Source organism: Actinomadura sp. BRA 177 (assembly GCF_013372625.1).
Taxonomy (GTDB): domain Bacteria; phylum Actinomycetota; class Actinomycetes; order Streptosporangiales; family Streptosporangiaceae; genus Spirillospora.
On the sequence record NZ_JABXFD010000407.1, the window covers coordinates 1 to 26,496 of the forward strand.

The 26,496-nt window shown below is 69.5% G+C and carries 33 protein-coding genes and 1 pseudogene; 17 read left to right on the forward strand and 17 right to left on the reverse strand.

The genetic code is table 11. The features are described 5' to 3' along the window. Positions 1-270, forward strand: a 270-nt coding sequence (locus tag HUX53_RS24400; protein ID WP_176405556.1) for a response regulator transcription factor, incomplete at its 5' end; no start/stop codon positions are given. A 364-nt stretch (positions 271-634) separates the two neighbouring features. Here HUX53_RS24400 and HUX53_RS24405 read toward each other — a convergent pair. Together HUX53_RS24405 and HUX53_RS24410 are read right to left on the reverse strand one after the other, a co-directional pair. Continuing rightward, the gene (locus HUX53_RS24405; RefSeq protein WP_176405557.1) at positions 635-1,456 is read right to left on the reverse strand and encodes a bifunctional 2-polyprenyl-6-hydroxyphenol methylase/3-demethylubiquinol 3-O-methyltransferase UbiG; all 822 of its coding nucleotides are present in this window, start codon (positions 1,454-1,456) and stop codon (positions 635-637) included. Between the two features lie 175 nt (positions 1,457-1,631). After that, positions 1,632-3,566 carry an acyl-CoA dehydrogenase family protein gene (locus tag HUX53_RS24410; RefSeq protein ID WP_176405558.1) on the reverse strand — a complete coding sequence of 645 codons (1,935 nt, stop codon included), beginning with the start codon at positions 3,564-3,566 and terminating at the stop codon, positions 1,632-1,634. 104 nt (positions 3,567-3,670) lie between these two features. On the opposite strand from HUX53_RS24410, the gene HUX53_RS24415 reads away from it, so the two are divergent. Further along, entirely contained in the window at positions 3,671-4,423 is a 753-nt protein-coding gene (locus HUX53_RS24415; RefSeq protein ID WP_176405559.1) for an IclR family transcriptional regulator, read from the forward strand. 26 nt (positions 4,424-4,449) lie between these two features. Here HUX53_RS24415 and HUX53_RS24420 read toward each other — a convergent pair whose 3' ends face one another. Then, complete coding sequence (locus tag HUX53_RS24420; protein WP_176405560.1) at positions 4,450-4,659, reverse strand: hypothetical protein; 210 nt, start codon at positions 4,657-4,659, stop codon at positions 4,450-4,452. A gap of 345 nt (positions 4,660-5,004) precedes the next feature. Between HUX53_RS24420 and HUX53_RS24425 the strand changes: the two genes are divergently transcribed. Continuing rightward, positions 5,005-5,268 carry a hypothetical protein gene (locus HUX53_RS24425; protein WP_176405561.1) on the forward strand — a complete coding sequence of 88 codons (264 nt, stop codon included), beginning with the start codon at positions 5,005-5,007 and terminating at the stop codon, positions 5,266-5,268. 52 nt (positions 5,269-5,320) lie between these two features. Beyond that, positions 5,321-6,394 (forward strand): hypothetical protein, encoded by a 1,074-nt coding sequence (locus tag HUX53_RS24430; RefSeq protein ID WP_176405562.1) that lies wholly within the window; start codon positions 5,321-5,323, stop codon positions 6,392-6,394. 296 nt (positions 6,395-6,690) lie between these two features. On the opposite strand, the gene HUX53_RS24435 is transcribed toward HUX53_RS24430, so the two are convergent. From HUX53_RS24435 to HUX53_RS24445, 3 genes are read right to left on the reverse strand one after another with little or no spacing between them, the layout of a single operon-like run. Continuing rightward, complete coding sequence (locus HUX53_RS24435) at positions 6,691-6,900, reverse strand: DUF4287 domain-containing protein (protein ID WP_176405563.1); 210 nt, start codon at positions 6,898-6,900, stop codon at positions 6,691-6,693. Beyond that, positions 6,897-7,748, reverse strand: a complete 852-nt coding sequence (locus HUX53_RS24440) for an alpha/beta fold hydrolase (protein ID WP_176405564.1) — start codon at positions 7,746-7,748, stop codon at positions 6,897-6,899. The genes HUX53_RS24435 and HUX53_RS24440 overlap by 4 nt, the downstream gene beginning before the upstream one ends. 23 nt (positions 7,749-7,771) lie before the next feature. After that, on the reverse strand, positions 7,772-8,314 hold the full coding sequence (locus tag HUX53_RS24445; RefSeq protein WP_176405565.1) for a dihydrofolate reductase family protein: 543 nt from the start codon (positions 8,312-8,314) through the stop codon (positions 7,772-7,774). A gap of 82 nt (positions 8,315-8,396) precedes the next feature. On the opposite strand from HUX53_RS24445, the gene HUX53_RS24450 reads away from it, so the two are divergent. Further along, positions 8,397-9,044 carry a winged helix-turn-helix transcriptional regulator gene (locus HUX53_RS24450; protein WP_176405566.1) on the forward strand — a complete coding sequence of 216 codons (648 nt, stop codon included), beginning with the start codon at positions 8,397-8,399 and terminating at the stop codon, positions 9,042-9,044. Between the two features lie 160 nt (positions 9,045-9,204). On the opposite strand, the gene HUX53_RS24455 is transcribed toward HUX53_RS24450, so the two are convergent. From HUX53_RS24455 to HUX53_RS41495, 5 genes are all read right to left on the reverse strand, one after another. Then, entirely contained in the window at positions 9,205-9,708 is a 504-nt protein-coding gene (locus HUX53_RS24455) for a hypothetical protein (RefSeq protein ID WP_255205587.1), read from the reverse strand. Beyond that, the gene (locus tag HUX53_RS42635; RefSeq protein ID WP_176405567.1) at positions 9,705-10,055 is read right to left on the reverse strand and encodes a hypothetical protein; all 351 of its coding nucleotides are present in this window, start codon (positions 10,053-10,055) and stop codon (positions 9,705-9,707) included. Before HUX53_RS42635 ends, HUX53_RS24455 begins: the two co-directional genes overlap by 4 nt. Positions 10,056-10,230: 175 nt before the next feature. Beyond that, complete coding sequence (locus tag HUX53_RS42640) at positions 10,231-10,575, reverse strand: ATP-binding cassette domain-containing protein (protein WP_176405568.1); 345 nt, start codon at positions 10,573-10,575, stop codon at positions 10,231-10,233. Beyond that, positions 10,572-10,736: a hypothetical protein gene (locus tag HUX53_RS41490; protein WP_255205588.1), complete on the reverse strand. Its 165-nt coding sequence runs from the start codon at positions 10,734-10,736 to the stop codon at positions 10,572-10,574. Before HUX53_RS41490 ends, HUX53_RS42640 begins: the two co-directional genes overlap by 4 nt. Further along, positions 10,733-10,918 (reverse strand): hypothetical protein, encoded by a 186-nt coding sequence (locus HUX53_RS41495; RefSeq protein ID WP_255205589.1) that lies wholly within the window; start codon positions 10,916-10,918, stop codon positions 10,733-10,735. Before HUX53_RS41495 ends, HUX53_RS41490 begins: the two co-directional genes overlap by 4 nt. Before the next feature lie 145 nt (positions 10,919-11,063). Here HUX53_RS41495 and HUX53_RS24475 point away from each other — a divergent pair, with 145 nt between their 5' ends. Further along, a complete protein-coding gene (locus HUX53_RS24475; RefSeq protein ID WP_176405569.1) occupies positions 11,064-11,435 on the forward strand; it encodes a DUF2255 family protein in 372 nt (123 codons plus the stop codon). Here HUX53_RS24475 and HUX53_RS24480 read toward each other — a convergent pair. The 4 genes from HUX53_RS24480 to HUX53_RS24495 form a co-directional block, all read right to left on the reverse strand. Next, entirely contained in the window at positions 11,422-12,285 is an 864-nt protein-coding gene (locus tag HUX53_RS24480) for an alpha/beta hydrolase (RefSeq protein WP_217919844.1), read from the reverse strand. The genes HUX53_RS24475 and HUX53_RS24480 overlap by 14 nt on opposite strands. 543 nt (positions 12,286-12,828) lie before the next feature. Then, the gene (locus HUX53_RS24485) at positions 12,829-13,188 is read right to left on the reverse strand and encodes a hypothetical protein (RefSeq protein WP_176405570.1); all 360 of its coding nucleotides are present in this window, start codon (positions 13,186-13,188) and stop codon (positions 12,829-12,831) included. Positions 13,189-13,242: 54 nt separating this feature from the next. After that, on the reverse strand, positions 13,243-13,428 hold the full coding sequence (locus tag HUX53_RS24490; RefSeq protein WP_176405571.1) for a DUF397 domain-containing protein: 186 nt from the start codon (positions 13,426-13,428) through the stop codon (positions 13,243-13,245). Beyond that, complete coding sequence (locus HUX53_RS24495) at positions 13,425-14,237, reverse strand: helix-turn-helix transcriptional regulator (RefSeq protein WP_255205590.1); 813 nt, start codon at positions 14,235-14,237, stop codon at positions 13,425-13,427. Before HUX53_RS24495 ends, HUX53_RS24490 begins: the two co-directional genes overlap by 4 nt. 96 nt (positions 14,238-14,333) lie before the next feature. On the opposite strand from HUX53_RS24495, the pseudogene HUX53_RS41500 reads away from it, so the two are divergent. The 3 genes and pseudogenes from HUX53_RS41500 to HUX53_RS24505 form a co-directional block, all read left to right on the forward strand. Beyond that, positions 14,334-14,657 (forward strand): annotated as a pseudogene (locus HUX53_RS41500) (ATP-binding protein); the annotation flags it as partial. 90 nt (positions 14,658-14,747) lie between these two features. Continuing rightward, a complete protein-coding gene (locus HUX53_RS41505) occupies positions 14,748-14,945 on the forward strand; it encodes a BldC family transcriptional regulator (RefSeq protein ID WP_309237418.1) in 198 nt (65 codons plus the stop codon). After that, entirely contained in the window at positions 14,942-15,325 is a 384-nt protein-coding gene (locus tag HUX53_RS24505) for a hypothetical protein (RefSeq protein WP_176405574.1), read from the forward strand. The genes HUX53_RS41505 and HUX53_RS24505 overlap by 4 nt, the downstream gene beginning before the upstream one ends. Before the next feature lie 315 nt (positions 15,326-15,640). Here the strand turns inward: HUX53_RS24505 and HUX53_RS40160 are convergent, their stop codons facing one another. Next, on the reverse strand, positions 15,641-17,641 hold the full coding sequence (locus HUX53_RS40160; RefSeq protein WP_217919845.1) for a TerD family protein: 2,001 nt from the start codon (positions 17,639-17,641) through the stop codon (positions 15,641-15,643). 128 nt (positions 17,642-17,769) lie between these two features. Here HUX53_RS40160 and HUX53_RS24515 point away from each other — a divergent pair, with 128 nt between their 5' ends. The 8 genes from HUX53_RS24515 (at position 17,770) to HUX53_RS24550 (ending at position 24,703) form a co-directional block, all read left to right on the forward strand. Continuing rightward, on the forward strand, positions 17,770-18,273 hold the full coding sequence (locus HUX53_RS24515) for a SigE family RNA polymerase sigma factor (protein WP_176405575.1): 504 nt from the start codon (positions 17,770-17,772) through the stop codon (positions 18,271-18,273). Next, positions 18,270-19,328 carry a hypothetical protein gene (locus HUX53_RS24520; RefSeq protein WP_176405576.1) on the forward strand — a complete coding sequence of 353 codons (1,059 nt, stop codon included), beginning with the start codon at positions 18,270-18,272 and terminating at the stop codon, positions 19,326-19,328. The genes HUX53_RS24515 and HUX53_RS24520 overlap by 4 nt, the downstream gene beginning before the upstream one ends. 44 nt (positions 19,329-19,372) lie before the next feature. Continuing rightward, entirely contained in the window at positions 19,373-20,302 is a 930-nt protein-coding gene (deoC, locus tag HUX53_RS24525; RefSeq protein ID WP_176405577.1) for a deoxyribose-phosphate aldolase, read from the forward strand. A gap of 5 nt (positions 20,303-20,307) precedes the next feature. Further along, positions 20,308-21,738, forward strand: coding sequence for an aldehyde dehydrogenase family protein (locus HUX53_RS24530; RefSeq protein ID WP_176405578.1), 1,431 nt, complete (start codon positions 20,308-20,310; stop codon positions 21,736-21,738). Continuing rightward, entirely contained in the window at positions 21,731-22,585 is an 855-nt protein-coding gene (locus HUX53_RS24535; RefSeq protein WP_176405579.1) for an aldehyde dehydrogenase, read from the forward strand. The genes HUX53_RS24530 and HUX53_RS24535 overlap by 8 nt, the downstream gene beginning before the upstream one ends. An 82-nt stretch (positions 22,586-22,667) precedes the next feature. Continuing rightward, positions 22,668-23,540 carry a hypothetical protein gene (locus HUX53_RS24540; protein WP_176405580.1) on the forward strand — a complete coding sequence of 291 codons (873 nt, stop codon included), beginning with the start codon at positions 22,668-22,670 and terminating at the stop codon, positions 23,538-23,540. A 6-nt stretch (positions 23,541-23,546) separates the two neighbouring features. Beyond that, entirely contained in the window at positions 23,547-23,795 is a 249-nt protein-coding gene (locus tag HUX53_RS24545; RefSeq protein ID WP_176405581.1) for a DUF2630 family protein, read from the forward strand. Continuing rightward, positions 23,792-24,703, forward strand: a complete 912-nt coding sequence (locus HUX53_RS24550; protein WP_309237414.1) for an LLM class flavin-dependent oxidoreductase — start codon at positions 23,792-23,794, stop codon at positions 24,701-24,703. Before HUX53_RS24545 ends, HUX53_RS24550 begins: the two co-directional genes overlap by 4 nt. Before the next feature lie 3 nt (positions 24,704-24,706). On the opposite strand, the gene argS is transcribed toward HUX53_RS24550, so the two are convergent. Then, the gene (gene argS / locus HUX53_RS24555) at positions 24,707-26,452 is read right to left on the reverse strand and encodes an arginine--tRNA ligase (RefSeq protein ID WP_176405582.1); all 1,746 of its coding nucleotides are present in this window, start codon (positions 26,450-26,452) and stop codon (positions 24,707-24,709) included. Positions 26,453-26,496 lie beyond the last annotated feature (44 nt).

Here is a 26,496-nt window from a genome sequence, read left to right on the forward strand (position 1 = left end):
GCGTCAGCCCGAGCGGCGCCGACGCGTCGCTGCGGCCGCGGCCGCGCGTCGGCGCCGCTCGGGCTGACGCCCCGCGAGTTCGAGGTGCTGCGCCTGGTCGCCGAGGGACGCAGCAACCGCGACATCGCCGAGGCGCTGTTCATCTCGGTGAAGACGGCCAGCGTCCACGTGTCGAACATCCTCGGCAAGCTGGACGTGGCGAGCCGCGGCGAGGCCGCCGCCACCGCCCACCGCCTCGCCCTCTTCGCCACCCCGAAGACACGCGCCTGACCCACAGCGAGCCTGACCCACTGCGGGTCGGCTCCCCGCGGGCCCGTTCCACCGCGGGCCTGTTCCGCGACGGGCCGGCCTATCGCGGGGCCTGATTCGGTGGCGGGGGGCCTCCCCTCCCGGGTCCCCCGCCCCGAACCGTCGGACCACACGGGAACTTGGTGGCCGGCCGTCCGGGGCGCGTCCCGCGGGAGCAGGCGGTGCTTCTCCGTGCGGAGAGGCGGTCCGCGGCCCGTCCGGCCACTGCCCAGTGTCGTGCTCGCGGGGCCCCTGAGGTGCGCGAGACATACCGTTCGGGGCGACAGAAAAAAGCGACGGTGACGGGCCGTGTTCCGTGACCCGTCACCGTCGCCGAAAGCGCAGGTCAGCGCGGGACGCGCGCCACGCAGAGGACCGTCTGCCCGAACGGCGGCTTCACGACCCGCTCGATGGTGCGGGTCAGCGGCACGACCGTCCGGTCGTAGATCTTGACGAGCTTCGGGTCGGGGTAGCCGGCGCCGCCGCGGCGGACCGCGAACCACCAGGCGATCCCGCCGAGGAAGTTGATCGGCTTCAGCACCTCGGGGACGAGCCCCGCCTCCCGGACGGACGCCTCCAGCGTCTTCGGCGTGTACCGGGTGACGTGCCCGACCTTGCGGTCGAAGTCGCCGTAGAGCTGCATGTAGCCGGGCACCCAGATGACGATGCGGCCGCCGGGCTCGGTGACGGACGCGAGGTCGCGCAGCGCCTGCACGTCGTCCTTGATGTGCTCCAGGACGTTCATCATCACGACCGTGTCGACCTTCTGCCGGATCTCGATGTCGGCCGGCAGGGCCAGGTCGATGACCTCGACGTCGTCGTTGCCGTCGTAGCGCTTGCGCAGCTCGCCGACGCAGTACGGGTCGTTGTCGCTGACGACGAGGTAGTCGAGGCGTCCGGCGAACTGCTCGGAGAAGTGCCCGAGGCCGGAGCCGACCTCCAGCATCGACCGGCCCACGTGCGGCGCGACGGTCTCGTACTCGTACTTGCGGTAGTTGCGGGCCTCGTCCCCGCCCAGATGGTTCTCCAGCGCGCCCTCCCCGGCGGCCGGCTGGACCACGTCCCCGCCGGGTGCCGGCCCGGCGGCCGGTGCGGCCTTCTTCGGGCCGCTGCCGAGGAGGTTGAGGAGGGTGCCTGCGATGGACTTCTTCTGACCAGGTGACTGCATACTTCCCGCTCGCTGGGTGCGTTGGCGTTCGGCTTCTCGTTCGCCGGATCGAAGACCTGGCCCGTGCGGGGCGCGTCCGATCTCAGGCGCGAAGGTCGGGTCAGTCTATCCATGCGTGCACGCCGGACGGCCCGCAGTGACCGCGCCGTCCGCACCCGTCCGGTGTGTCGCCTGCTCAGCCGATCGTCCGGTGCACGGACTCCTTCTCGCTCGCGCCCGGTTCGGACGGCGCGATCCACGGCCCCGGGATGGACGGGTCGAGGACGCCCTCCTCCACCCAGGCGAAGTCGCCGGCGAGGACGGCCCGCGCCAGCTTCACGTCCATCGCGTCGGTGTTGCGCCACAGCCCGTCGAACAGCTCCTCGACGCGGACGTGCGCCTGCCGGCAGAACGCGTCGGCGAGCAGCAGTGCCGACTTGCCGGGCGCCCCGCTCCCGAGGCCGCCCGCCGCCGAGGCGTCGGCGTGGGCGCGGACGCACACCGCGCTCATCGCGTACAGCTCGGCGCCGATGTCGACCATCCGGCCGAGGAACCCCTGCTTGCGCTCCAGGCCGCCCTGCCAGCGTCCCGCCGCGTAGAAGATCGACCGGGCCAGCTTGCGGGACGCCCGCTCGACGTACCGCAGGTGCTTGGCGAGCGGCCCGAACTCGGCGTAGGAGTTCGGCCGCTGCCCGGCGCCGGTGACGAGCGTCGGCAGCCAGCGCGCGTAGAACCCGCCCGCCTTCGCCGCCGCGCGCGCCTTCTGCCCGGTGGACGCGTCCGGATCGATGATGTCACCGGCCACCGACAGATGCGCGTCGACCGCCTCGCGCGCGATCAGCAGGTGCATGATCTCGGTGGAGCCCTCGAAGATCCGGTTGATGCGCAGGTCCCGCACCAGCTGCTCCACGGGCACGCCGCGCTCGCCGCGCGCCGCGAGCGACTCGGCGGTCTCGTAGCCGCGCCCGCCGCGCACCTGCATCAGCTCGTCCGCGGCCTGGCACGCCATCTCCGACGACCACAGCTTCGCCAGGGCCGCCTCGATCCGGATGTCGTTGCGCTCGTCGTCCGCCAGCTGGCTGGACAGGTCGAGCAGCGCCTCCATCGCGTAGGCGGTCGCCGAGATGAACGCGATCTTGCGGGACACGGCCTCGTGCTCGCCGACCGGCCGGCCCCACTGCACCCGCTCCTTCGACCACTCGCGCGCGATCTTGGCGGCCCACTTGCCGCTCGCCGCGCACATCGCGGGCAGCGACAGCCGCCCGGTGTTCAGCGTGGTGAGCGCGATCTTGAGGCCCGCGCCCTCCTTGCCGATCAGATTGGCCTTCGGGACGCGGACGTCGTGGAACCTGGTCACACCGTTCTCGATGCCGCGCAGCCCCATGAACGCGTTGCGGTTCTCGACCGTGATGCCGGGCGTGCCCATGTCCACGACGAACGCCGAGATTCCGCCGCGGTGGCCGTCCGACTTCGGGACGCGCGCCATCACGACGACGAGGTCGGCGATGACGCCGTTCGTCGTCCACAGCTTGACGCCGTTGAGGACGTAGTCGTCGCCGTCCGGGACGGCGGTGGCGCGCAGCCGGGCCGGATCCGAGCCGACGTCGGGCTCGGTCAGCAGGAACGCGCTGACCTGCCTGGCGCAGCGCGGCAGCCACTCGTCCTTCTGCTCCTGTGTGCCGAACTGCTTGACCGGCTGCGGGACGCCGATCGACTGGTGCGCCGACAGCAGCGCACCGAGCGCGGGCGACACCGACCCGGCGACCATCAGCGCCCGTCCGTAATACAACTGGCTGAGCCCGAGACCGCCGTATTTCTCCGGAATCTTCATCCCGAGGGCGCCGAGGTCGCGCAGCCCCTGGAGCACCTCGTCCGGGATGCGCGACTCGCGCTCGATCAGCGCCCCGTCCACCCGGGTCGCGCAGAACTCGGTCAGCCGGGCGAGGAACTCCTCGCCCTTGCGCCGCGGCTCCCCTTCCGGACGCGGGTGCGGGTGGATCAGGTCGAGCCGGAAATCCCCGAGGAAGAGTTGCTTGCCGAAGCTCGGCAGCGTCCACTCGGTCTCGCGTGCCTCTTCGGCGACCTTCCGGGCCGTGCGCTCGTCAACATGCGTGTGCGTCTGCTGGCTCATGCTGATCGCATTTCCCGTGGCCGGATCGGGAAACCACGCCCGACCGGGCGTCCGGAAGTGATCCAATGGACGGACGTCGACCGGATCGGGGTTCGCCGCGCGCCATGGGTGAGTCACGCAAACCCACGCTCATCGCCTCGGTACAGCGCGCCCTCCACCTCATGGAGACGGTGGCGTCGCACCCGAACGGCGCCCCCGCCAAGCAACTCGCCCGCGAGGCGAAGTTGCCGCTCGCCACCACGTACCACCTACTGCGCACCCTCGCGCACGAGGGCTACGCGACCCGGCTGCCGGACGGCGCCTGGCTGCTCGGCGAGCGCGTCGAGATGCTGCACGGCCAGAGCCGGACGCAGCAACTCCTCGCCCGCCTGCGTCCCACCCTCGTCGAGCTGCGCGACGATTTGGGCGTCGCGGCCTATTTCGGCATGCACGTGGACGACGAGATCCGCCTCATCGACATCGCCGACGGCCCCCGCACACCCCGCGTCGACCTGCGGGTCGGCTTCGAGGACGCCGCGCACGCCACCGCGATCGGCAAGTGCGTGCTGAGCCAGTTCGACGAAGCGCACCGCCGCGACTACCTGTCCCGGCACCCCTTGGTCGACCTGACCCCGCACACCATCACCGAGCCGGGCCGGCTGCTCCGCTCGCTCGCCCCACCCGCCGCCCTCCACTTCGACCGCGAGGAGTACGCCCTCGGCACCGGCTGCGCCGCCGTCCCGGTAACGAACGCGGCAGGCTCCGTCGTAGGCGCCCTGGCCATCTCCTGCCGCCCGGCCAAACTCCCCAGAATCGAAAAATCAGCCCACCGCCTCCGCGCCATAGCCGACCGAATCCAACGAGCCCTAACCCTCTGACCAACGAGGCGAACTCGTCCGCGATCTCAGCGCTTGTAGCGGTGCTGGAGAAACCGGATGCCGACCAGGACGGTCGCCAGCAACGCCGAGAAAGCCAAGACGCCCCCGACCGGACCAATGCTGCCTCCCATTACCAGGCGAGCCGCCAAGGCGGCCACAAAAGCGGTGGCAAAGGTAGCGAACCAGTCACGGAAAATCCGGTAGGCGACAGTCGGTCGGTCCATCTGATCAGCCATGTGATCACCTGCAAAGTCAAGGAAGATCGGGCAGAAAGGGTAGCGGTGCGTGGGCAAATGATCTACAGCGGCCCTTCGTCGATGTCAACCCATGTCAATGCTCGCCGAGCGACGCGTAGATCATCCGTATGGTTGGCGTGACTGACAGCGATGTAGATCACAAAAATCCGGTCAGTGGTCATCTTTCCTCTGATTGATCTTCAGTCTACGTTTAGGGTGCCTTAGGCGGACTTTATCTTGGGAGGCCACAGTGCGCTTCCAGGCTGGCTGGGGCTCGTCGTTTCAGTCATCAGTTGTCGACAGAACGTGTCGACGCATCCCAGATGCTTGCGCCGGAAGACGGTCTTGAACGCGATCTACGCCGAGTCGGTCCAGGATCACGAGTTCGCCGACGAGACATTGCGGTTGATGAACGTCATGCAGCGACGGAACTGCAATGCGCACCCGGCGCAGTACTGGCAGTTCTCTGAATACGGTGCCGGCTACCCGATTGATCGCCAAGCACAGTGGACTCGTCGCCGACGCTCGCGACTGGGGGACACCAGAGGACGCACGGGTGGTCCAATGCGATCCGGTGAAGAGCCCGAAGAGACGAAATCGCTGCAGTGAAGCCGCGTGCGGCTTGTGAATCTAAAAAGAGCACCCATACGGGTGACCGCTGATGAAAGTGAAGGAATTGAGTTCGAAAATGAGGAATGCGGTGTCGGTCGTGATGGGTGGCGGGGTGCTGGCGGTGGCGCTGGCCGCCTCTCCGGTGCAGGCGGCGGAGGCGGCGATTCCGCAGCGGATCGTGGTCGATCCGGTGGCGGTGCAGAACTGGGACGCCGACATCACGGTGACCGGGCGGGTGCAGCAGGATCGTGGCGCCGGATGGGTGGCGGCACCCGCCGGTCTGGTCGTGCACTTCGACAGCCCGGACGGGCAGCTCCAGGTGACGGCCACGGTGCAGGCCAGCGGCCGGTTCAGCGCGACGTTCTACCCGGGGCCGGGGAACATTATCGCGCGAGTGGCCGGCTACGGGCAGGTCACCGAGACCTCGGCGCGGGTCCTCGGCTGGATCAGCCGGCTGTACATCGACCACGCGCTGGGTGATCAGGAGACCAATCCGGTCTACCCGCTTCGTGGAAAGACCATTGAAGTTCGGCGAACGCTGAAGGCGGTGCGCGGTGAGGTCCTTCCCTCGCGCAAGGTGACATTGTGGTGGGCGCCCAAGGGAACCTCCGGCTATCCGAAGACGGGGTGGAAACAGGTCGGTTCGGGCACGACCGATGCCAAGGGCCGGGTGAAGATCAAGGCGACCGCGTGGACGGCCGGATGGCTGCGCACCGTTTTCGCCGGTGACGCCACCTACACCAACGTCGAGTCGGGCTACCCGTTCCGCGTGTACTACAAGACCGGCATCGCCAGCTTCAACGCCTCCCCAGAACCGGCACGGAAGGGCCAGTACCTGACGATCAAGGGCCGGTTGATGCGCTGGACGTCCTCGGGCGGCTGGCAGCCGATCAAGGGCAAGTGGGTCAGCGCGAAGTACCGCCTCAAGGGACAGACGACCTTGCGGACGCCGTCCTGCACCAACGGCGGAGACGCGACCAGCTCGACCGGCTGGTTCCAGATGAAGTGCAAGACGTCGGCCGACGCCACCTGGATGGCCTACTACCTCAGCCCCTACGCCGCACCTGACACGAGCAAGACCGATTTCCCCGCGCAGGCCACCGACTACGTCGACGTCCGCTGACCGAATAGAGCCCGTGTATCCGCCCGGTCAGTGACCGTGCTGTGGCAGCCGTGGTGCCTTCCACAGCAATAAGGTGTCCGTGAAAGGTGTGTTGCGTACCTCTTAATGAGGTTTGTCAGCGGCTTTCGGCTGATCCGACGGTCCTCGAAAAGCGTGCGGACATGCGCGGCGTGGACGATGTCGCCGATCCTGTTGGGCTGAGGGTGGTCTTCCCGCTGTCAACGTGCTGAGCGAAGACGACCTCGTCCCGTGAGCGTCGGCTAATGCCGGTGCTCACGGGACGAGACCTAGGCGGCCTACTTCCTGCCGGCGAGGGTGTGGGCGACCAGGGCGTTGGCGTGGCCGTGGCCGAGGCCGTGTTCGGTCTTCAGCCAGGCGACGAGTTCCATGTGCTTGGTCAGGGGAGAGGCGTCGACGAGGTCGATCCACTCCTGGATCGGGCGGCCGTACTTCTTCTCGATCGCGGGGAAGTAGCTGGCGGGGTTGCCCTTGGCCGGTGTGCTCATGCGCTGATGCTCCGTTCCGCTGGTGCGAAGGACGTATGGATGATCTCGGCGCTGGTGGCGGCGTCGAACGCCAGGCCCTGGTGGTCGCCGGGGAAGGCGAGTGGCTCGAGGCCGAGGTGCCGGGCCAGTATCCGGGCCGAACGGGTGCGAACGCCGTCGCCCGAGGCGGCCCCGATGCCGACGGCGACCGGTACGGGGCCGGAGCGCAGCGCGTCGATGTCGGGGACGAAGCGCAGCACGGGCAGCAGCACGTGGGACAGGAAGTAGTCGAGGTTGCCCTGGATGCGGCCCATCATCTCCAGCGCTTCGGGCGGCATTTGGGAGGGCATTGCGGGAGGAGCGCTGTTCTCCCCGTCGACGGTGGTGATGAACTTGCCCATCGCCGCGCCCGCGCCCTGGTCGCGGTAGGTGTCGTGGACGTCCTGGAACACCGTCCGCCAGTGCTCGCGGTCGGGCAGCAGTTCGGGGATCGGCGGTTCGTGCACGACGAGGGCGCGGACCTGCTCGGGGTGGCGGGCCGCCAGGTCCAGGGCGGTGAGCGCGCCGCCGCTGTTGCCCAGCACGTAGGCCGGTTCGCCGCCCAGGGCGGCGAGCAGGTGGTGGGCGTCCAGGCTGAAGACCGCCACGTCCTGGTCGGCGGGCGGCCCCATCAGGGCGCTGCGCGACAGGCCGCGCTGGTCGTAGGTGACGACGGTGTAGCGGTCGGACAGGACCGTCGCCAACTCGGTCAACGCTCCGGCGTCGGCGGGCGCGCCGGGGATCATCAGCAGCAGCGGCCCGGTGCCCCGGACCTCGTAGTGCAGGCGTGCCCCCGGTACCTGGAGCGTTTGCGTCTCGACGTCGTTCATGGTGTGTCTTCCGTTCTCGTTGGTCAGACGGGCTGGTAGGTCAGGTCGAGCACGCCGGTGGTGAAGGTGGCCGACCGGGTGAGCTTGAGGGGGACGGAGGCGGTGTCCTCGGGGAACAGTCGCTGCCCTTGGCCGACCACCAGCGGGTGGATCAGCAGGCGCAGTTCGTCCAGCAGTCCGGCCGTCAGCAGGGCGCGCACCAAGCTGATGCTGCCCGTCACGGCGATCGTGCCGCCGGGCTGCTCCTTGAGCCGCTTGGCCGCGGCGACGGCGTCGCTCTCGATCAGGGTCGCGTTGCTCCAGCCGACCTCGGTGAGGGTGGCGGAGGCGACCAGCTTGCGGATGCTATTGATCGCCTCGGCCAGCTCGCCGGACTGGTGCGGCCAGACCGCGGCGAACGCCTCGTAGGTGCGGCGCCCCATCAGCAACGTGTCGGCTTCGGCGTAGAGCCGGCCGACCGCCGCTGCCATCTCGTCGCTCAGGTAGGGGAAGTGCCACGCCTCGGGCGCCTCCACGACGCCGTCCAGCGAGACGAACAACCCGGCGGCGATCTTCCGCGCAGTCATGCGCTCACTCCTTCCGAACGAAAGCAAGCTTGTCTTTTGCAAGTACGCTTTGTTAACCGAAGTTCGCAGTAGGATGTGCAGCATGACGGCTCGTGTGTACGGACAGTTCTGCGGCCTGGCCCGCGCGATGGAGGTGGTCGGTGAACGCTGGACGCTGCTGATCGTCCGCAACCTGCTGTCGGGGCCCCAGCGCTACACCGACCTGCGCAAGGGCCTGCCCACCATCCCGACCAACATCTTGTCGGCCCGCCTCAAGCAGCTCGAAGAGGCGGGACTCGTCACCCGACGCGCGCTGCCCCACCCCGAACGCGCCGTCGTCTACGAGCTCACCGACTACGGACGCGACCTCGAACCGGCACTGGTCGCTTTCGGCCGCTGGGGGGCGCGGACCATGACTACCCCCCGCCCCGGCGAGGCCATCACGGCCGAGTCGGTGGCGATGGCCTTCCGCACCACCTACCGGTCGGAAGTCGCCCGGGGTGCCACGGTCGGCTACGAGGTCCGCATGGGCGACTTCACCCTCCGCCTGCAGATCGCCGACGGGAGCCTGACGGTCGGTATAGGTCCGCACCCCGCCCCGGACCTGGTCATCGAGCGGCTGGCCGACCAAGGCGTCCACGCCCTGATGACCGGGGCCAAGACTCCCGACCAGGCGCTGGCCGACGGCAGCGTCCGCGTCGAAGGCGAACCCGGCCTCCTGCACCGGTTCGTCGAGACCTTCCGCTTCTGACCACCGCCGCCTGGCGTCGGCCGGCATCGCGCGATGTTCGCGGAGCCGGTACGGCGGCTGTCGGCAGGGGGAAGCAGCCGCCACGGCACATCCGCGTGGACGGCGGTCGGTGAGGGGCTTTAGGCGAGGCGGCGGCGCGTCCAGGAGAAACAGAAGCCGGTCAGGCCCAGCGCGAGGACGGCGAACAGGCTGGTCTCGGCCCACTGGAGCGGCCAGAAGTGGTCGGCGGGCTGGTAGCTGACTCTCTGCTTGTAGCCCGCGTGGTCATGGTGTCGCCGTTCACCATGAACTCTCCGAGGTTGTCGGACCTGATCGCTACGGTCCTGGTCACGGGCGGGACGAGGTGCGGGCGGATCAGCAGCGGCACCGCGATCTGGACGGCGACGAACACGGCCAGGGTGATCGCCATGGCGGGCAGCGTGCGGCGGACGAAGACGCCGATGAGCGGCGCGCCCCAGAAGATGCCGATGATGCCGGGGAGGAACACCACGAAGATGGCCAGCGCGCTGAAGAACCGCGCGGCGAACCCGTCGCAGTCGTCCTGGGCCGTGCAGGACGCGAGCCCGCTGTTGTAGTCGTCGGCCAGGCCGGGGCCGGTGACGGTGAGCCCGGCGAACACCACCGCGGCCTGGGCACGGAACTGGCGGAGCGTCAGCCAGGTCATCGGATCGCCTCCAGCGTGGGACGGGACGGAGCCGGGGCCATGTAGGCGAGGACGAGGTCTTCCAGCCCGTGCCGGCCGACCGTCCAGGCGGGGTCGTGGATCGGGCCGTCCGTCCGGACGACGAAGGTGCTCTGCCGGTCGGTGTGGCTTACGGACACGACATGCTGGCCGTCCGGCAGCGCGTCCTTGCGCGGCCCGGTCAGCCGGTGGTGGGTGGCGAGCAGGTCGTCGACGTCCCCGGAGATCCGGACGCGCGACTTCACCAGCACGATCAGGTAGTCGCAGGTCCGCTCAAGGTCGGACACCGGGTGGGACGAGAGGACGACGCTCAGCGAATGCTCCGCCACGGCCTCCATGAGGCGCTGCAGGAACTCGCGCCGTGCCAGCGGGTCGAGGGCGGTGACGGGCTCGTCCAGGATCAGCGCCTCGGGCCGCTTGGCGGTGCCCAGCGTTAGGGCGAGTTGGGCGCGCTGCCCGCCGGACAGCTTCCCGGCCCGCTGCGCGGGATCCAGCCCCAGCCGCTCAATGCGCTCGCGCGCGATCGCGTCGTCCCACCCGGGGTTGAGCCGCGCACCCAGCTTGATCGGCGATGCTGAGCCGGGCGTACGTCGGGGTGTCCTGCGCGACGTACCCGGTCTTCGCGAGCTGCTCGGGCCCGCTCGCGGGGGAGCCGCCGAGCACCCGGATGCTGCCGGCCGTCGGCTGGATCTGCCCCACGGCCAGGTTCAGCAGCGTCGTCTTCCCGGCCCCGTTCGGCCCGACGAGCCCGACGACGCGTCCCGCCGGGATGTCGAGCGTGCAGTCCTCCAGCGCCCACCGCTTCCCATACTTCTTGCCCAGGCCCTCGGCCTGCAGGACGGCGCTCACGCTATGTGCTCCTGACCGGCGGACCGAAAGGTCGTCATGAACAGGGCCTCGATGCTCTCGTCGTCCAGCCCGGCCATGCGCGCTTTCGCGAGCCAGCGCTCCAGCTCCTTGCGCAGCGGGCCGTGCGCGGCGAGCGACTCGCCGGCCAGCGACCGCGTCACGAAGGTCCCGATGCCCGGACGCGGCGCGACGAGCCCCTCGTGCTCCAGCTCCCGGTACGCCTTGAGGAGGTGTTCGGGTTGATCGCGAGCCGCGCCACCACGTCCTTGACCGTGGGCAGCTGATCCCCGACCCGCAGCAGATCGAGCCGCAGCGCATGCCGCACCTGCCGGACGAGCGGCATGTACGGCGACACCCCCGACCCGGAGTCCAGATAGAACTCGATGTCAATGCGATAAGACGAAGACGCAGGTCAGGTCACGCCGACGCCGTCGTCAATTCCGCGCAATGCGCCTCGTATCGGACGGCTCGCCGGGCATGGCACCGGTATGTCCACATGGAGCAGTGATGACCTGACCGACCTCGGTGACGCCCAGGAGATCCAGATCGCGCCGGAAAGGAACGACGGATCGCTACGGAGCCCGACCACGATCTGGATCGTCCGCAGCGGTGACGAGATGTACGTCCGCTCAGCCAATGGTCCCGGAGGCCACTGGTACCGGACCGCCGAGACCACTCACCTGGGCCAGGTCCGCGCAAACGGCACGACCAAGGACGTAGCGTTCGTCGATGAGGCCGACCCTGCGGTGAACGAGCAAGTCGACGCCGCCTACATGACCAAGTACGGCAGCACACCCTGGGCTGAGCCGATGACGCAGCCCGGACCCAGGGACACCACCCTCAGACTCACCCCGCGCTGACCGGGGGCATCGACTCACCCGCGATATCCGCTACGCGGTCGGCGGCTGCTTCCGGGCTGCACCTGACCCAGGCCGCGAAGGACTCGACGGCGTACACGACCCGGTCGAAACGCAGCGAGTGGAACAGGTCGAAGGCGTGCTGCGCACCGGGCAGTTCGGCGTACACCACCGGAGCATCGGAGACACCGCGCAAGACACCGGCAAAGTGACGTGCCTCCCGCACGGGGACGAGGGTGTCGGCGTCGCCGTGCACGATGAAAAACGGAGGCGCATCGGCACGCACGTGCGCGAGCGGCGAAGAACCGGACCCTTCATCGTGCCCGTAGTAGTCGCCGAAGTATCCGTACAGGCAGACGGCGGCGGCGATGGACGTGTCGGCGGACTCGAAGCCCGGCTGGTAGGCGGGGTCGTTCTGCGTTAGCGCGCACAGCGAAGTCAGATGGGCACCAGCCGAACTGCCCGCCATGACCAGCGTGTCAGTGTCTGAGCCGTACTCGTGGCCGTGCTCACGCGTCCAGGCGATGACCCGCTTGGCGTCGGTCAGGTGGTCGATGAAACCGGCGTCCGGCCGCAGCCGGTAGTTCGCGCTGACGCAGACCCACCCCTGGCTCGCCAGCCGATAGAGCAGCGGACGGGCCTCGCGGTTCTTCCGCCCGCTGAAATAGCCGCCGCCGTGGAAGTAGACCAGCGTGGGCCCGCCCTCGGGAGCGGAGCGGTGGCGGTAGACGTCCAGCCGGTTGCGTCGGTCATCACCGTAACGCAGGTCGGCGATCCGCTCACGTCCCGCCGCCGGACGTGCACACCGAGAAGGATGCGCCCGTACGGAAGCCGGTCCACCGACGCGTGCCACCCGGCGCCCAGCCCGTCGCGCAGTGCGTCCTCCAGCGCCGACCCGGCCGCCACCTGTCGCCGGACGACGACCGTGAGACCCAGCACGGTCAGAAGGGCGAGCACGAGCACGGCCTTTGCACTCGGCGACCCCAGATCCCGCTGCCCCGCGGCGAGCAGCGTCGAGGCAAACACCAGGAGGAACACCAGAAACGGCACCTCGTTCGGCACCGTGCTGATCCGGAACCCAAGCCCGATCAGCCGACGCGGCCTGCGCGGCGGAGCCAACGCGATCGCCGTACCACCCGCGGCAAGCACCGTACTGATCAGATAACCGTAAGGCACGCGTCCTCCTCGTTCGACGGGCCTCAAGAGTGGACCCGGCGGGACGAACGCAGCATCGGCCGCAAGACTGCCGTGGCTACGACCCGAGTGAGACGACCCCCGACTTTCGTCGGATGCTGGGGACAAACCGCGCAATCGTGAACGGCATGCCAAACGGGCCTGAAAATGCTGAGGACACAACCACTGGTCGCCTAGAACACCCGGTGGATCCAGGCTGGTGTCAGGCCGAGGTGAGCTCTTGGGCCTTCGCGAACTGGACCTGGACCGGCATCTCGCTCACGGTTGGCCAGTCAGGGGTAGCGCCGCCGGCGGCATGTGCGGCCGTGCGGATGAGGTCCAGAGCGCGTCGTAGGGCGGTGGTGGGGTCCGCCGTGTCGAGGACCAGCAGTTCGACGGTGATGGTGCTCGTCTCCGCATTGGTACTGACGGCCGAGTCGGTGAAGTCGCTGTTGCAGTCCTCAAGATGGAGAAGCTCCTCCATCACCCGCTGGCCGTGGGCGTGGACGTCTGCAACCGTGGTCCCCGGTGCCAGGAGCAACTGGAACTCAAGGCAAAGCTGGGACGCTTCAGTCTTGCTCATGGCCCTTCCTCCTCGAGGTTCGCCGGTGAGCAGACCCTCTGGCACCAGCTCACGTCATGCAGCCGACTGGTCCTGTTTGATGTGGGTGAGGAGTTGGGTGAAGCCGGTGGTGGTGAGGGTCAGGTGGCCGGCGTCGGGGGCCTTGCTGTCCCTGATGCCGCGCCCGTCGGGGAGTGCCGCGACCTCCACGCACTCCTCACCGGATGCGTTGCTGCGGCTGGACTTGCGCCACTCGATCATTGCATGGCCTCCATGATCTGTGCGATGTGAGCACGTGAGGCGGACGCGGACAACGCTTCGGAGCCGATGAGGCCGAAGCGCCAATGGAGGTCGTCCAGCCTTGTCGGGTCTTGGGTCAGTCTGCCACCAGTGTTGGCATCCATGTAGGCCGCGGAATCCTTTGGCCCATCGAGGATTGCGAACGAGCCGTCGAGGCCGATGTGGGCGCCGACGCTGCGGCGTACGACGCGCAGGATTACGTTGCGCCGGTGGCTGAGCGTGATGAGGTGGGCGAGTTGTTCTCTCATGACCTCCGGGCCGCCGACAGGCTGGTCGAGTGCCGACTCGTTGAGCAGTGCCCGTAGCTCGGGTGGCTTGTCCCGGCTCAGTACCTCTTGCCGGGCCATGCGAGCTTCGGCCGTGGCCTCCACGTCCTCGATGATCTGGCCGTCCTCCAGGAGAGCCCGGGCGTAGTCCGGCGTCTGGAGCAATCCGGGGATGATCGCGAGAGCCCAATAGCAGATGCGGGATGCCTGCGCCTCGATCGGCGTGTACTGGGCCCACCAACCCGGGTCGTGCGCCTGTTCCGCCAGACGGCGAAGTCGGGTGAAATGCCCATATGTACGCCAAACTCGGTCCAAAGTTTCGGCGTGCTTCAAGGGTAGATTCTCGCGAGCCGATTCCCAGTTCGAAACTTGAGTTTTTGTGACGCCGAGGATCTTGCCCACGTCGGTCTGCGTCATATTCCGTTCAATGCGCCATACGCGCAGGTCAGAGGCTAGCCAATGCCAGTGATCACCGTCTGGGTCCAGATCATTCCGAGCGCCCATTCATGATCCTTCGAGTACAGATTGCCTGGTTGAACGCATTTAACCCTAGCGCGGGCCGTCACGCTATGACCGGAAAACGCGTACGGAGGGAGTGAGATGCTCGCGTTCAAGCCGGATTTCGAAATGATCAAGGTGGCGCGGGACTATGTCGCGGAGATCGCGGCCGAATGGCCTGTCGACGGCTATCACGTGCGGGTGGTGGTGTCGGAGCTGGTGACCAACGCGATCCGGCACGCGCGGACCGAGGAGATCCGGGTGGACGCCTGCTCGGACGGTGAGGTGCACGTGGTGAAGGTCTGGGACGGCGACGGGACGCTTCCGGTATCGCGTTCCTCCGGCCCGGACGCGTTGGGCGGCCGCGGGCTGGTGATCGTCGGCGAGCTGGTCTCCCGCTGGGGCACGCTGCGCGACGTGGCGGGCGGCAAGACCGTCTTCGCCGAGTGGGCCGTCCGCCCGCCGACATCGGCGTCGCCGAGGGAGAAACCCCCGGTGAGCAGCCGCGAGCCGCTGATCGTCGATGGGTGGGACTTCGGTGCCGGGCAGCTTTTGACGCCTGGCGATGTGGCGACGATGTTCCGGGTTGATCCCAAGACCGTCACGCGCTGGGCCGATGGCGGGAAGCTGGCGTCCATTCGCACGCTCGGTGGCGTCCGCCGGTTCAGTCGTCAGCAGGTCGAGCACCTCATGTACGGGAGTGGTGCGCTGTGACGAACGGGCTGGTGCGGGCGGTCGGCCGGTGGCGGCTGGTTCTGGAGGCGCGGACGCTGGTCGGCCATGAGGCGGCGGTGCGGCGGCTGGAGGTTCTGCGGGTCGCGCTGCTGCCGCTCGGGTGGCGGTGCGTCGGGCTGTACGACCGGCGCGAGTTCCGGTTTCCGGTGCCGTTGTTGTGGGTGTACGCCAGCGGGCACGTCATGGACATCGGCGCTGTCGTCACGGTGCGGGCCTTGCCGGGTGGGAGGTGGGGATACTTCGAGGCCGGTGATGGGCGGGACGGGTTCGTGTGTCCCTGCGGCGACGTCAAGGCGGCGGCCGCAGCTCTGGACCTCGTCCTCAAACACCGCTTGTTCCCGCACCGGGAGTGGAGCTGACCTGGCGACGACGACTGTGATGCGAATCCTGTAAGCGCTCGGACGGCACGGGCGCCAGTGAGCGCGGCTTCATGCAGTTCCGCCAACGTGGACGCCGCAAGCGCGCGTACGTAGGCTCCTACTGGCTCAGGGCTGAGGAGCCAGCCGAGAGAGGAAGCTCAATGCCATCAGTGGGCCCGGCGCTCGTCCAGATTCTCATCACCGTCGGAGTGGTCGTGTTGATCTTTTCGGCGGGCACGGTCTTCTTCAGGTTCACCGGCAAACGTCGCCAAGGCGGGTGACGCTTTCCTTCAGGGACGTCCCAGTGTCGGTGGGTCAGGTCACGTCGACGCCGTGGGCGCGGGCTAGGCCGCCTAGGCCGTCTGACCAGCCTTGGCCTAGGGCTCGGAGCTTCCAGGCGGGGTGGCCGTTCACGGTGTGGCGGTAGAACTCGGCCATCAGCATCGCGGAAATGGACGGGTCTGGTGGTGGGCGGAACGTCCAGGTTGTGCCGGTGATGCAGCGCATGTGCAGCGCCGCGTAGGTGAGGGCGGCGCAGGTCAGGCCGGTGTCGACGTCCATGTTGATGGAGACCGCGACCCGGTGAACGTCCTCCGGCAATGCGGACAGGTGCAGGCCGGCCCGCTCGGTCATCACCTGGCCCTCGGGCTGCTTCCCGAGCAGCCGCGCCGCCCCTCCGGCCGCTGTCGGCTGGTGGTAGAAGACGAAATCCTCGTCGCCGCGTACCTTGCCCGAGTCGTCGAGCAGGAGGAGCGTCAGGTCGGCGTCCGCCCCCGTGAATGCGAACGCGATCAGGAGCCCTTGCAGCGCTTCGTCGGGGAGGACGAGCGTTTGCCCTGGTGACAGGTCATCATGAGCGGCGACCTGTGGCACCGTCCCCTGCATCATGGCTGGCTGTGGTGCGCCGGAGTGCGGGGCCGCGGATTGTGCGGGCGGTGTGTTGGACGGATGCACCGGTGCCGCGTGCTGCGGTGGTGTGGGTTGCGGGGGCGGCGCGTTGAAGGAATGCGCAGGTGCAGCGGGCTGCGGTTGAGGCGCGGGCCGGAAGGAGTTTGCGGGCGCGGCGGGTTGGGGCTGGGAGGGTGGCGCGGGAGCGGTTGTCTGCTTCCACTCGGCGAACGACTTCAGGGCGTACGGGTCGGACGGTGGCGGGGTGGTGGGTTCCGGTGGTGCTTCTGGGACGTCCTCTATCTGGGCCAGGAGGGCCTCCAAGCCGGGGATCTTGGTGGTGTCGAGGGGCTTGACCGACGTGGAGAGGTTGCCGGATGCGGTCGTGCGCACCGAGCAGTCGACGTCCTCGGCGATGTCTAGGAAGCGGAGTGCGTCCTCGGGGCGGCTCCAGGGTGTGCGTTGGACGGCCTGGCGCGTCCACTGGCCGTAGGCGACGATTCCGAGGCGCTGTGTGTCGGGCATTCGGGTCAGGACGGCTAGGTCGATCGCGGTGATGCCGGGCGCGGTGGCGAATGCCTCGTTGAGGGTGGCGACGACGTTGGAGCCCATGGACGTGAGCCACCAGAGGAGCCGGTCGCGTTTGGTCATCGTTTTGAGGGTTGGACGGCCGGACGGTGTCAGGCCCGGCGTCTGGGTGGGGAGATCGTCCAGGTCGGGTTGGCGCATCACGATTGACAGGACCGTGCCGTCGAGTCCGACCGCGCTGCCGGCGGCTGGATTGTCGGAGAAGGCTGTGTTGACCGCTTCGCAGACGGTGTCCTCGTCGTTGTTGGTGAGGGCCCGCCACCAGTCTTCGGCGGCCGCGTGCAACTGCCGGTGGACGTCGCTCAGGCGTGCCTGCTCGGCGGCCAGGTAGGCGGGTGCGTCCTGTTCGGCGGCGTGGCGGGCAGTGGCTCGGTCGGCGCGGGCGAAGCGGCCGATGCCGGCCAGGTGGAATGCCTGCGCCTCCGCGAGGGCCCAAGGGAGCGCGAGTTGCGGTGGTTGCGGCACGAAGGGTGGTTGCGCCTGCGGGAAGGTCTGCAGGTGGACGCTTGTCGTTTGGCGGCGGAGTTCTTCGAGGTGCGCTATCGCCGCGTCCCGCTGGGCCTCCTGCTCGGCGCGCTCGGCCTGGCGCCGGGCCCGTTCGAGTTGGGCCGGGGTGGGGCCGATGTTGCGGGGACGCGTGGGACGTTTTGCCGTTGACCTGCGCCGGGAGCCGCCGACGGAGGTCGAGGCGAAGAACGGGCCCATGCCGCTGGAGACCGTCGTCCTACGACCGCCGCCCATATGGATGCGGGCGGCGCGGGGGCCGACGGACGTCCGTACGCCTCGGCTCGACACGCGCACGCTCATCCCCGGCACGCCCACGCGGAACCCGAATCCCATTGCGCCTCCTACATCGTCCCTGGTGAGACGCATGAGAGCGCCGAACGGTGTACCCGGCGGCGAACGCGTGCAACCTTTTGGGGCGGCGGGCGCATCAGGTGGGTGTGGAGCAGGTGAGGAGTGTGCGGATGGCGGGCCGTGACGAAGAGTTCACCGCCTACGTGACGGCCCGGATCGCCTGGTTACGGCGGGTCGCGTATCTGCTGTGCCAGGACTGGCATCGGGCGGACGACCTCGTCCAGTCCGCGATCACGCGCCTCTACGTGCACTGGCGGCGGGCGTCGGCGGCCGACAACGTCGACGGGTACGCGCGGACGGTGCTGGTCAGGGTGTTCCTGGCCGAGCAGCGGGGCGGGTGGCGGCAGCGGGTCCGGGTCGTTGAGCGGATGCCGGACGCGGCCGTCGAGCCGCCCGACCACGCGGGCGGTGTCGATCTGCGGGTGGCGCTCGCCGCACTGCCGCCGAGGCAGCGGGCCGCCGTGGTCCTGCGGTTCTACTGCGACCTGTCCATCGAGCAGACGGCCGACGTCCTGAACTGCTCCACCGGGACGGTCAAAAGCCAGACCGCGCGGGGCCTCGACGCGCTGCGGCGCGCGCTGGGGCCGATGGTGGAGGGGGAGAGGCTGGCATGAACGATCTCAAGGAGCGGCTGGAGCGCATCGCGAACGTCCCTGCTCCGGCACCGGCCGTGGACGTCGCGGCGGCGGTGGCCAAGGGACGGCGAATCAAGCGGACGAGGAAGGCGGCGGTCGCCGTCGTGGCCGGGGTCAGCGTCGCCGTGGCCGGGGTTGTGGTGCTGCCTTCGCCGTCCGAGGAACGTCCGAGCAAGGTGGTGGAGCCGCCGTCCAGGTATGGGACGCCGCTGATCGAGAAGGCCGCGTTCGGCTGGCTGCCCGCCGGGTTCGCGCGGACGCGGGTCACGCAGGAGGATGGTCGGCTCTCCACCTACAAGGTGAACGCCGGGCGCGGGCCAGGGAACCTGTCCATCACGCTGACCCTGTATCCCGCTGGGATCCGGCCGGGCGTCCCGATGCTGCCGGGTGCGCGGAAGGGGCACCTGACGAAGGCGGCGCCGGTGAACGGGCGTCCCGCCTACTGGTCGATCAAGCCGGGTGGTCCCGGGTCGCAGCAGGTCCCGGCGGAGTTCCGGTGGGAGTACCGGCCGAAGACCTGGGCGCTGCTGTCGATCAGTGACCGCGGTGTCGCGGACGTCGAGACGGTCCGCCGCATTGCGGCCGGGGTCGAGTTCGGCGGGGAAAAGCCGATGGCGTTCCCGGTGCGGGTGACCGGTTTGCCGGCGGGGCTTGAACTCGGGCGTGTGTGGCTGGGTGGGGGCCCGGACGTCTTGTTCGCCCTCGGCGCATCGGACGGCGACGGCGAGTTGAGAGTCGCGCTGAGCCCGGCCAGCGAAACGGTCAAGAACCGCTTCAAGCCCAACACGACCATCGACGGGCATCCGGCGTTCGACACGCGGTTGCCGCATCCGGGTCCCACGGCCGGCCGGGTGCCGTCCTCGAAGGCGCAGTCCCTGCACGTGTTCGGGGTGCGCGGGTTCGACATCAGCATTGACGCAAGAGGCGAGCCGTTGCAGAGGCTTCAGGCCAGCGGCGGGGTGACCGGCCTGTTCAGGCGCATCACGGTGATCGGCAAAGACCCCAAGGACTGGACGACGACACCGCTTCGTTAGGTGTCTGTTTTGTGCCGGGGACGTAGTTCGGCGATGCTGTGGGAGTGTCAACGGAGACTCTGAACGGCGCTGCCGAGCTGCGCGCCTTCCTGCACGGCCTCCCCGGCGTGGACCGGGTGGGCGCCGAGGAGCGGGCCGCGCGGCTGGCCACCCGGTCGATCAAGACGACGGCGAAGGCCGAGGCGATCGACCTCGCGATCTCGATGGTGGACCTGACCACGCTGGAGGGCGCGGACACGCCCGGGAAGGTGCGGGCGCTGTGCGCCAAGGCCGCCCAGCCCGATCCGGCGGACGCGTCCGTCCCCCAGGTTGCGGCGGTGTGCGTCTACTCGGACATGGTGGACGTCGCCGTCCAGGCCCTGAAGGGGACGGGCATCGGGGTCGCGAGCGTGGCCACGGCGTTCCCGTCCGGGCGGGCACCCATGGAGGCCAAGCTCGCCGACACGAAGGCGGCGGTGGCGGCCGGCGCGGCTGAGATCGACATGGTGATCGACCGGGGCGCGTTCCTGGCCGGCGACTACGGCAAGGTGTTCGACGAGATCGTCGCGGTCAAGGACGCCTGCGGGGACGCGCACCTCAAGGTGATCCTGGAGACCGGCGAGCTGGCCACCTACGACAACGTCCGGCGGGCTTCCTGGCTGGCGATGCGGGCCGGGGCCGACTTCATCAAGACGTCCACCGGGAAGGTGTCGCCGGCGGCGACGCTGCCGGTCACGCTGGTGATGCTGGAGGCCGTCCGCGACTACCGAATGGCCACCGGACGGCAGGTCGGCGTGAAGCCGGCCGGCGGCATCCGGACGACCAAGGACGCGATCAAGTACCTGGTGCTGGTGAACGAGACCGCCGGCCCGGACTGGCTGACGCCCCAGTGGTTCCGGCTCGGCGCGTCCAGTGTGCTGAACGATCTGCTGATGCAGCGACGCAAGCTCACCACCGGCGTCTACTCCGGTCCCGACTACTTCACGCTGGACTGAGGATCATGGTTTTCGAGTACGCGCCGGCGCCCGAGTCGCGGGCGGTCGTCGACATCCGCGCCTCCTACGGGCTGTTCGTCAACGGCGAGTTCACCGACGGGCACGGCGAGCCGTTCAAGTCCATCAACCCGGCGGACGAGAGTGTCCTCGCCGACATCGCGTGCGCCGACGAGGGCGACGTCGACCGGGCCGTCAAGGCCGCGCGCACCGCGTTCGACAAGGTGTGGGGGCCGATGCCCGGCCGCGAGCGCGCCAAGTACCTGTACCGGATCGCCCGGATCATCCAGGAGCGGTCGCGGGAACTGGCGGTGCTGGAGTCGATCGACAACGGCAAGCCGATCCGCGAGTCGCGGGACGTCGATGTCCCGCTGGTCGCCGCCTGGTTCTTCTACTACGCCGGATGGGCCGACAAGCTCCCCTATGCCGGGTTCGGGCCCGACCCGAAGCCGGTGGGCGTCGCCGGTCAGGTGATCCCGTGGAACTTCCCGCTGCTCATGCTGGCCTGGAAGATCGCCCCGGCGCTGGCCTGCGGCAACACCGTCGTCCTCAAGCCCGCCGAGACGACGCCGCTGACCGCGCTGCTGTTCGCCGAAATCTGCCGGCAGGCCGAGCTGCCGCCCGGCGTCGTCAACATCATCACCGGTGCCGGGGAGACGGGCCGCGCGCTCGTCGCGCATGAGGGGATCGACAAGGTCGCCTTCACCGGATCCACCGAGGTCGGACGGCAGATCGCCCGCACCCTCGCCGGAACCGACAAGAAGCTCACCCTCGAACTCGGCGGGAAGGCCGCCAACATCGTCTACGAGGACGCGGCGCTCGACCAGGCCGTCGAGGGCATCGTCAACGGGATCTTCTTCAACCAGGGGCACGTGTGCTGCGCGGGCTCCCGGCTCCTCGTCCAGGAGTCGGTCGCGGACGAGGTGCTGGAGCGGCTGAAGGCGCGGATGGCCACGTTGCGGGTCGGTGACCCGCTCGACAAGAACACCGACGTCGGCGCGATCAACTCCGCCGCGCAGCTCGCCAAGATCAAGGAGCTGTCGGAGGCCGGCGAGCAGGAGGGCGCCGAGCGCTGGTCGCCGCCCTGCGACCTGCCGTCCCAGGGCTTCTGGTTCGCGCCGACGATCTTCACCGGGGTCGCCCAGTCGCACCGGATCGCGCGCGAGGAGATCTTCGGGCCCGTCCTGTCGGTGCTGACGTTCCGCACCCCGGACGAAGCGGTCACCAAGGTTAACAACACCCCGTACGGGCTGTCGGCGGGCATCTGGACCGAGAAGGGCTCGCAGATCCTCTGGACGGCGCAGCGGCTGCGCGCCGGGGTCGTGTGGGCCAACACGTTCAACAAGTTCGACCCGGCCTCCCCGTTCGGCGGCTACAAGGAATCGGGGTTCGGCCGCGAGGGCGGACGCCACGGACTGGAGGCCTACCTCAATGCCTGACCGTCTCGCGGTCCGCAAGACCTACAAGCTGTTCATCGGCGGCGCGTTCCCCCGATCGGAATCCGGCAGGTCGTACGTGGTCACTGACGCCAAGGGCCGTTTCGTCGCCAACGCCTCGCACGCGTCCCGCAAGGACGCGCGGGACGCGGTCGTCGCCGCGCGGAAGGCGTTCCCCGGCTGGTCGGGGCGCACCGCCTACAACCGCGGGCAGATCCTGTACCGGGTCGCCGAGATGCTGGAGGGGCGCCGCGACCAGTTCGTGGACGAGCTGCGCCAGGCGGGCGCGTCCAAGAGCGGGGCCGGTGCCGAGGTGGACGCGGCCATCGACCGCTGGGTCTGGTACGCGGGCTGGGCCGACAAGCTGAGCGCCGTCGCCGGCGCCGCGAACCCCGTGTCCGGGCCGTTCTTCAACTTCTCCACACCCGAACCGGCCGGTGTCGTCGCGGTCGTCGCGCCCGACTCGCCGCTGCTCGGGCTGGTGTCGGTCGTGGCGCCCGCGATCGTGTCGGGCAACACCGTCGTGGTGGTCGCGTCCGAACCGGCGCCGCTGCCGTCCATCACGCTCGCCGAGGTGCTGGCCACGTCCGACCTGCCCGGCGGAGTGATCAACATCCTCACCGGGCGCCGCGCGGAGATCGCGCCGTGGCTGGCCACGCACATGGACGTCAACGCCATCGACCTCGCCGGCGTCCCGGACGGCCTGGTCCAGGAGCTGGAGGAGAAGGCCGCCGGGAACCTGAAGCGCGTCCTCCGCCTCGAGGAGACCGACTGGCGGGACGAGCCCGGAACCGCCCGAATGACGGCATTCCTGGAGACCAAGACCGTCTGGCACCCCGTGGGCGTCTAAGTCGATTTGACGCACCGTGTGTAGAGCGTCACAAAGTGTGGAATAGATCTCCCCGTAACTGATCATCACTGGGGGGAGATCAGTGCCTACCAAGACAGCATCGCGTACGACGACGAGCCGAGGGACGGCCGGCCGTACGAAGAGCACATCAGCGACCAAGTCCACCACGGGCAAGTCCACGACCAAGAAGCCGGCGGCCAAGCGCACGTCGGCGGCGAGCTCGTCCTCGAAGTCGACCACGAGTAAGTCGACGGGGACGAAGAACGGCGCGGCGAAGAAGCCGGCGGCGTCCAGCAAGACGTCGACGGCCGCCGCGACCCGCGTCACCAAGGCCGCGAGCCAGGCCAAGACCGCCGCGACGCAGATGAAGTCGGTGGCGACCAAGGCGAACTCGTCGGCCAAGGCCATGACGGCGATGACCAAGGCGATGACCAGCGCGACCAAGGCCATGTCCGACGCCGCGAAGGCGATGGACGCGGCGGCGAAGGTCATCACCACCACGGCGAAGTCGAACGCCAAGAGCAGCGGCACGGCGAAGAAGAGCACGCCGTCCAAGTCGAGCACGTCGAAGGCCAGCACTTCGAAGAGCACCTCGAAGTCCGGCACGTCGTCCCGCAAGTCGACCTCGGCGGCGTCGAGCCGTTCGAAGCCGACGACCACGGCCAGGACGACCAAGTCGTCGAGCACGGCGAAGTCGAAGCCGTCCAGCACGGCCAAGAAGTCGACGACGACCCGCTCGCGGACGTCCGCGAGCGGCAAGACCGGATCGTCGCGGACGTCCGCCACGACCCGGCGGTCGCCCGCGCGCCGCGCCTCGGCGGAGGCGGGGACGGCCGCCGCGACCGCGCCGCCCGCGTCCCCGATGGTCGAGCCGAAGACGAGCCCGTTCCAGCACTCGACGCGGACCGAGGGCGGATTCCTCGGCGGGCTCACCAACGCCGGCCGCGAGCGCTGAGAGCCGATGGACGAGAAGGACATCCTGGGGCGCATCGACGAGTACGTCGGCGAGGAGCAGCGGCTCCGCGAGAAGCTGCAGCGCGACGAGCTCGGCCGCGAGGAGGAGCGCCGGCGGCTGGCGGAGCTGGAGGTCGCCCTCGACCAGTGCTGGGACCTGCTGCGCCGCCGCCGGGCCCGGCGGGAGGCCGGCGAGGACCCGGACGCGGCGGCGGGCGTCCGGCCGCCGGACGAGGTCGAAGGCTACCTGCAGTGACGCCGGCGCCCCGGACGCGCGGGCCGCTCCGGTTCGGCGTCTGCCTCGCCCCGGACTCGGCCGCCCCGCTGATGCGCACCGCGCAGGACGCGGACCGGTTCGGGCTCGACCTCCTCGGCGTCCGCGACCAGCCGTACCGGCGCGACACCGCCGACGCGCTGACGCTGCTGGCGGCGGTGCTGGCCGGCACGACCCGGATCCGGGCGCTGCCGGCCGTGGCGTGCCTGCCGCTGCGCCCGCCCGCCGCGCTCGCCAAGGCGATCGCGACCATGGACCGGCTCAGCGGCGGCCGCGTCGAACTCGGCCTCGGCGCGGGCGCCGTCCCGGACGCCATCGACGCCTACGGCGGCGCACGCCTCGGCGGAGCGGCGGCGCGGCGCGCCCTTGAGGAGGCCGTGCAGGTCATCCGGCTGCACTGGAGCGACCAGAGCGGGCTCCGGTTCCAGGGCGAGCACTACCGGTTCGCGACCGCGCAGGCCGGACCGATGCCCGCGCACCAGATCGGCATCTGGCTCGGCGTCACCGGGCCGCGCGGCCTCGACCTCGCCGGCCGCGTCGCCGACGGCTGGATCGCACCATCGTCCCTCGTCCCGCCGAAGCGGCTCGCCGAGGGCCAGCGCCGCCTGGACGACGCCGCAGCACGGTCCGGCCGCGACCCGGCCGAGATCCGCCGCGTCTACGTCCTCGAAGGCGCCCTGGACGGGACGGACTCGCGCGGCTTCCTGCACGGCCCGCCCCGCCAGTGGATCTACGAACTGACCGAACTGGCCATCGGCCACGGCATCGACTCGTTCCTCTACGCCGGCGACCCGGAAAACCTCCCGATCTTCGCCCTGGAGGTCGTCCCCGCCGTCCGCGAACAGATCACCCGGGAAAGAGCGGGCGTCGCCGCCGCAGCCCAGAACTGAGCCTCACATGCGTTCCGGGGTGGGGACGCCGAGGAGGTGCAGGCCGGTTTCCAGGGTGCGCAGGGTTGCGGCGCAGAGGGCCAGGCGGGACGCCTTTGTCTCCTCGTCGGGGGCCTTCAGGACCGGGCAGTTCTCGTAGAACGTGGTGTAGGCGTCCGCTACCGCGTAGACGTAGGACGCCAGGCGGTGCGGTTCGGTGGTGTCGCCGGCCTGCTTCAGGACGGCGCCGAAGCTGAGCAGTTCGAGCGCGAGCGCCCGCTCGGCGGGGTGGCCCAGCGTGATCGGGCCGGTCGCGTCCGCGACGGCGACGCCGCCCTTGCGGAAGATCGACCGGATCCGGGCCGCCGCGTACTGCAGGTACGGGCCCGTCTTGCCGTTGAACGAGATCATCCGGTCGAGGTCGAAGGTGTACTCGCTGTCGCGGGCCACCGAGAGGTCGGCGTACTTGACCGCGCCCATGCCCACGTCCCGGACGATCGATGCCCGCGTGGCGTCGTCGAACGGCTCGTCGTGCTGGATCTCGTCGAACACGGTACCGGCGCGGTCGATGGCCTCGTCCAGGAGTTCGGCGAGCTTGACGGTGCGGCCCGCCCGGGTCCGGAGAAGTTTCCCGTCGGTGCCGAGGACGTTGCCGATCTGGGCGTGCTCGGCCTTGACGTCGTCGCCGAGCCAGCCGGCCATCCGGGCGACGGCGAACACCATGTCGAAGTGCAGGGCCTGCGTCGTGCCGACCACGTAGACCATGCGGTCGATGTGCTCGGTGTCGACGCGGTACCGGATCGTGGCGAGGTCGGTGGTCGAGTAGTTGTAGCCGCCGTCGCTCTTGCGGATGATCACCGGCAGCGGCTCGCCCTCGCGGCCCTTGAAGCCGGGCGGGAACGCGCACAGCGCCCCGTCGCTGATCACCGCGATGCCCTTGTCCTCCAGCTCCTGGACGGTCGGGGCGAGCAGGTCGTTGTAGAAGCTCTCGCCCTTGATGTCGTCGTCGGTGAGCGTGACGCCGAGCCGCCCGTAGACGGCGTTGAAGTACTGCTTGGACACGTCCACGAGGACGTTCCACAGCCGCAGCGTCTCGGCGTCGCCCGCCTGGAGCGCGACGACCCGGCTCCGGGACCGATCGGCGAACACCTCGTCGCCGTCGAACTTCTCCCGCGCCGCCTGGTAGAACGCGGTCAGGTCGCTGACGGACGAGTCGCCCCGCGCGGCGGCGTCCTCGCCGAGGTCGAGCAGGTGCTCGATCAGCATGCCGAACGGGGTGCCCCAGTCGCCGACGTGGTTGTCCCGGACGACGTCGTGGCCGAGGAACGCCAGGATCCGCGCGATCGCGTCGCCGACGATCGTGGTCCGCAGGTGGCCGACGTGCATCTCCTTCGCCACGTTCGGCGAGGAGTACTCGACGACGACCTTCTGCGGCTTGTCGACGGTCGGGACGGCGAGCCGCTCGTCCTCCAGGGCCCGCTGCGCCTCGGCCGCGATCCACGTGTCGCTGAGCGTCAGGTTGATGAAGCCCGGCCCGCTGACCTGCACGTCCGACACGACGCCGGCGGTGTCGAGGTTCGCCACGATCTCGTCGGCCACGTCTCGCGGCCTGCGGCCCAGCTTCTTGGCCAGCGGCAGCGCCACGTTGGCCTGAAGGTCGGCGAACTGCGACGGCCGGATGACCGGGTCGGCGTCCGCGTACGACGGTCCGAAGGCTGCGCCGAGCGCGGCCTGGACCTGGGCGGCGAGTACGAGTTGCGGATCGGGCATGTCCCAAGGTTATCGGCGCCGCGCCCGCACCCGGACCCGGTTTT